This is a genomic window from Mycobacterium sp. (assembly GCF_035603715.1).
Lineage (GTDB): Bacteria > Actinomycetota > Actinomycetes > Mycobacteriales > Mycobacteriaceae > Mycobacterium.
Window position 1 is genome coordinate 1 of sequence record NZ_DATNJW010000157.1, and the last position, 5,216, is coordinate 5,216.

The 5,216-nt window shown below is 65.9% G+C and carries 5 protein-coding genes; 3 read left to right on the top strand and 2 right to left on the bottom strand.

The annotated features are described in order from the left end of the window. The coding region (locus tag VN856_RS07150) for an SDR family NAD(P)-dependent oxidoreductase (RefSeq protein ID WP_325687531.1) at positions 1-1,134 on the bottom strand (1,134 nt) is incomplete at its 3' end. A 277-nt stretch (positions 1,135-1,411) separates the two neighbouring features. Between VN856_RS07150 and VN856_RS07155 the strand changes: the two genes are divergently transcribed. Continuing rightward, positions 1,412-1,612, top strand: a complete 201-nt coding sequence (locus VN856_RS07155) for a hypothetical protein (RefSeq protein ID WP_325687533.1) — start codon at positions 1,412-1,414, stop codon at positions 1,610-1,612. Between the two features lie 12 nt (positions 1,613-1,624). On the opposite strand, the gene VN856_RS07160 is transcribed toward VN856_RS07155, so the two are convergent. Beyond that, on the bottom strand, positions 1,625-2,287 hold the full coding sequence (locus tag VN856_RS07160; RefSeq protein ID WP_325687535.1) for a CoA pyrophosphatase: 663 nt from the start codon (positions 2,285-2,287) through the stop codon (positions 1,625-1,627). 116 nt (positions 2,288-2,403) lie between these two features. Here VN856_RS07160 and VN856_RS07165 point away from each other — a divergent pair, with 116 nt between their 5' ends. Next, a complete protein-coding gene (locus tag VN856_RS07165) occupies positions 2,404-3,324 on the top strand; it encodes an NADP-dependent oxidoreductase (protein ID WP_325687537.1) in 921 nt (306 codons plus the stop codon). A gap of 188 nt (positions 3,325-3,512) precedes the next feature. Further along, positions 3,513-5,216, top strand: a 1,704-nt coding sequence (locus tag VN856_RS07170; RefSeq protein ID WP_325687539.1) for an AAA family ATPase, incomplete at its 3' end; no start/stop codon positions are given.

The window sequence follows — 5,216 nt, forward strand, 5'->3', positions numbered from 1 at the left end:
ACCCGGGCCCTTGTATGCGCGGCTGAACTGCCCCTCCATTGCAGACACATTCACCACGTATTTGCGACGAGACGATGCAGCGGCCATCGCAGGGCGCAGCCGGCTCACCAGAATGAACGGCGCGGTCTGGTTGCACAGCTGGACCTCGAGCAGTTCCATCGCGTCGACCTCGTGCACGCGTTGGGTCCAGCTGTTGATGGGTGCGGTATCGGGCAGCAGACCACCCGCGTCTATCGCGGTGCCCGCGGCGATCCGGTCCGGAGACGCGCTTCGGGCGGCGAGGGCGAGTTCGGTTACGGCGTGCGGACTTTGGTGCTCGGCGAGGCTTCCGGCAAGTGCGGCGGGATGGGCGTCGCTGACGCGGTCGAACGTGACCACGTCGACAAGTTCCGGCGCCGGGGTCCGCTCCGCCTCGACGAGCGCAGCGTACGAGCCGGGGGCTCGCCGCACCGTCTGGGCGGCGTTGTTGATCAGAATGTCCAGCGGGCCCTGTGCGGCCACCGAGTCTGCAAGCGCGACGACCTGCGCGGGGTCGCGAAGGTCGATCCCGACGATGCGTAACCGGTGCAGCCAGTCCCCGCTGTCGGGCATCGCGGCGAAGCGGCGCACGGCATCGTTCGGAAAGCGGGTGGTGATCGTCGTGTGGGCGCCATCGCGGAGCAGTCGCAGCGCGATATACATGCCGATTTTGGCGCGGCCACCGGTGAGCAGGGCGCTCCTGGCGGTGAGGTCGGTGCGGGCGTCGCGCTTGGCGCGATTGAGCGCCGCACACTCCGGGCAGAGTTGATGATAGAAGGCGTCGACCACCGTGTAGCGGTTCTTACACATGTAGCAGGCGCGTGACCGCAGCAAAGTGCCTGCGGTGGCGCCGACCGCAGTCGATACCAATGGCAGGCCCGCGGTTTCGTCGTCGATGCGGCCGGGCGCACCGGTGGCGGTGGCTGCGGTGACGGCGTGATCTGCAGCTGACACCGCGTCCCGCTTGGCGTGGCGGCGGGCTTTCTTCACCGCCTTGAAGATGCCCGCGGTGGCCCGACGCACCGCCACGGCATCGGGGTGCTCGGGCGGCAAAGATTCGACGTCGGCCAGCACCATTAGGCACGTGTTGAGCTTGTCTGGGTCGATCGCGTTCACCGTCGAAGAGTACGGGTTTATTCACGTCCGGGTAGCGACGCGGCGCCCGCGGGTTAGGCCCAGGATCCCGGCCGCCACAAACGGCACCGGGGAAAGCGTGGCGATCAGTGCGCTTTTGGCACCGACTAGCGGCTTGCTGCGAAGCCCAGTAACAAGGTCGGCCCCATCGCTAGTGAGTCCAACCGTTGCCCACCGTTGCAATTCGCCTTCTTCTCCGCGCACCCAGGCCGCGCAGGCGCCCGAGCCGAGAACCACATCTCGGATCCCAATGGTTCGCATGAGCAGTGTCTCGGTCCCGGATCCTGGCGAGAAGATCCGGCTCGGCGCCAGGATCATCGTCGCTCCCACGGCGACGCGGGCCGCCGCGACGATTGCCAAAATCGAGGTCGATGCCTGGGTCTTCTCGCGCACCACGCGCTCGACCCTACTCACGTTGTCCTGCGCTCAGGGCATCTTCGAACGGCTCCGCATGCAGTGAAGGTGTTCACGTCTACCGGTTTTTGGACATGTAGAGCAGGATTTCGGCGGTGTAACCCCAGAGTCGGGCGCCGCCGTCGAGGAACGTGGCGGGTCCGGACCAGTCGTTGCACTGGTATTGGTACCAGCGATCTGGATTGTCCAGATCGCGCAGCGCCACGGCGAGTACCCGGTGCGTTTCTGCGGGGTTGACCGGATAGACGGGGCCGGGTTGACGCCAGTGGGCGACGACTCCGGTGACATCGAAGCCCGAGACGCCGATATGACGGCGCGGAAGGGTGAGCAGCGCGTCGACGCTGCTGGGGTCGAGGCCAATTTCTTCGGCTCCTTCCCGCAGGGCAGTGGCGGCGGGATTGCGGTCGGTGGGCTCCCGGGAGCCGCCGGGGAACGCGATCTCGCCTGGATGGTCCCGAAGCATAGAGCTGCGTTGCAGCAGAACCACTTCGGGACCGTCGGTGGTGTCGCTGAGAAGTACGAGGACGGCCGCCTGCCGGTCAGCGATATGCGTCGCAACAGGATCGTTGGTGTTGAGTTCGCCCGGTGGGGCGGTGCTGAGCGCGGTGACGAGTCGAACAAGTCGGCCGGGAATACTCGCGGCGTCATTCTTTGGTCCGGCCGCGGCCAGCCAGTCGTCCGCGGTGTATGTCGGCGCGGCGGTCGGATCGGGATCTGGCACAGATCAGTTCACCACGTTGGCCGCCGATTGTGTGGGCAGGTTGGCGTCGTGGGAATAACATGACATGTCACGCGTTGGGTTGATTCAACGAAGCCGACGAGACTGGAGTGGACCAAATGACGAAGATTGCGCGGTTCGCCGAATACGGTGACCCCGACGACGTGCTGCAGGTGATCGACGCGCCAGCCGCGACCGCCGGTCCGGGGCAGGTTCGAGTTGTCGTACGGGCTGCGGGAATCAATCCCATCGACGCGAAGACGGTCGAGGGTCTCATGCGCAATGTGATACCGCTGACCCTTCCCGCGGGAGTGGGCACCGATGTATCCGGCGTGGTCGACCAGGTGGGTCCCGGCGTCAGCGAATTCGCTGTGGGTGATGAAGTTTTGGGCAGCGCGGTCACGCCATCATTTGCGGAATACGCACTCGCCGAGCCGGCGAGCCTGATCCGCAAACCCCACGATATTCCCTGGGAGACAGCAGGATCGCTCGCGGGAGCAGGCGGGACGGCATACGCGGTGCTGAAGAAGCTTCACCTCAAAGCCGGCGAGACGCTTCTCATCCACGGGGCAGCCGGCGGGGTAGGCACCTTCGCCGTACAACTCGCTGCCGCACGCGGCGTGACGGTCATCGGAACCGCCAGCGAGCGCAATCATGACTATCTACGGTCGATCGGCGCGACACCAGTTACCTATGGCGACGGACTGCTGGAACGGGTTCGATCCCTCGCACCGCAGGGCGTCGATGCGGTCCTCGACGCCTCGGGTCGCGGCGAGATTCCCGTATCGCTCGAGCTGACCGGTACACCCGAACGCGTGCTAACGCTAGTCGCCTTCGACGCCGCTGACACCGGCATCCAGATTCATGTCGACGGTGGGGGCAGCGACCTCGGCGACGGTCTTCGTGGAATCGTCGAACTCATCGAGCAACGACGGCTCAGCGTCTCGATCTCGCGAACCTTTCCCCTCGCCGAGGTTGGCTCGGCACTCAAGACCAGCGGCGCAGGCCACGTCACCGGCAAGATTGTGATACTGCCCTAAAGACACCGCTCAAACCTGAGTCGGAACACCAGTCGGTGGCTCCTGAATGCGATGGCCGCGCGAATCATGGATGGGTCCGGAAGCCCTAGAAACGCATATGACCGCGGTGAATAGCGCTGCTCTTTGCTGTTGAACAACCTATTGTTCGCAGTTGTAATAGTCGGGACTCCCGGATCGGTGGTGCTCGGGTGACGGTGAGCGTGGCGTGTGGGTCATGCGGCACCGGCTTGCGCGAAAAGGCCAAGTTCTGCGACGAGTGCGGTGCCGCGACTGCGGCTTCGCGCGATACGGCGAAGTATAAGCAGGTGACGGTGCTCTTCGCCGATGTGGTGCACTCGATGGACCTCGCCGGCGCACTCGAGATGGAGCGGTATCGCGAGGTGATGACCGAGCTGGTGGGGCGCTCGGCGGCGGTGGTGCAGCGGTACGGCGGCGGGACGGTGGAGTCCACCGGCGACGGGGTGATGGGGATCTTCGGTGCCCCGATCGCGTTGGAGGATCACGCTTTTCGAGGCTGCCTGGCCGCACTGGCCATCCAGGAGGAGGCGACTCGTTTGGGGGCCGACGTACGCCGCCGTGACGGTGTCGATCTTCGCGTGCGGGTGGGCCTGAATTCAGGTCGGGTGATTGCCGGTGAGATCGGTTCGGGGTCACTGGGATACACCGCGACCGGCGAGTCGGTCGGCTTTGCCCAGCGGATGGAATCGGTGGCACCCCCGGGCGGGGTGATGGTCTCGGAGTCGACCGCGCGGCTGGTCGAGCACACCGTGATGCTGGCCGAGCCGGAGTGGGTGCGCATCAAAGGGGCCGACGAACCGGTGCGCGCGCGCCGGCTGGTGGGGATCGGCCCGCGCCATGGTCTAGTCGGGCGCGCCGAGGCCAGCCTGGTCGGACGACGCTGGGAGATGGCGGCCATCGACGCCATGGTGGACCGCGCCATCGGCGGTCGCGGTGGTGTGGTGAATGTCGTGGGACCCCCGGGCATCGGCAAAAGCCGGGCGGCACGAGAGGCCGCGGCGCTGGCCAACGAGCGCGGGGTCGAGGTGTTCTGGGCCTTCTGCGAGTCACACGCCCGCGACGTACCGTTCCACGCCGTCATGCGGCTGCTGCGTGCGCGCATGGGCGTCACTGACGTCGACAGCTTCGCCGCGCGCGCTCTGGTCCGGAAACAGCTTCCCGAGGCCGACGCGCAGGATCTATTGCTGTTGGATGATCTGCTCGGGATCGCCGACCCTGAGGTGCCGCTGCCCCAGATTGACCCCGAGGCGCGGCGGCGTCGGTTGATCGCACTGATCAACCGCGCGACTCTGGCACGCAGCGAACCAGTGCTGTACATCATCGAGGATGCGCACTGGATCGATGGGGTCAGCGAGTCGATGCTGGCCGATTTCCTCACCGTCATTGCGCGTACCCCGACGATGGTGCTGGTCACGTCGCGCCTCGAATACAAGGGAGACCTGACGCGGGTGGCCGGCGAGCAGACGATAGCGCTTGCGCCACTGGGTGATTCGGATACCGCAGCCTTGCTTGATGAGCTGATGGGTTCGGACCCCTCGGTCGGCAAGCTGGCGGCGATCATCGCCGAGCGCGCCGCCGGCAACCCGTTTTTCGCCGAGGAGATGGTGCGCGAACTGGTGCAACGCGGGTTGCTGGCCGGCGACCGCGGTGACTATATCTGTCACACAGACCTCGAAGAGATCGACGTGCCGGCCACCGTGCAAGCAGCCATCGAGGCGCGCATCGACCGGCTCAGCACCCCGGCCAAGCGGACGTTGAGCGCGGCGTCGGTGATCGGTGCCCGCTTCGACAAAGAGCTGCTGATCGCCCTGGGCGGCGAAGGGGCAATCGATGAGTTATTGAGCGCGGAGCTGATCGATCAGGTGGGCTTCATC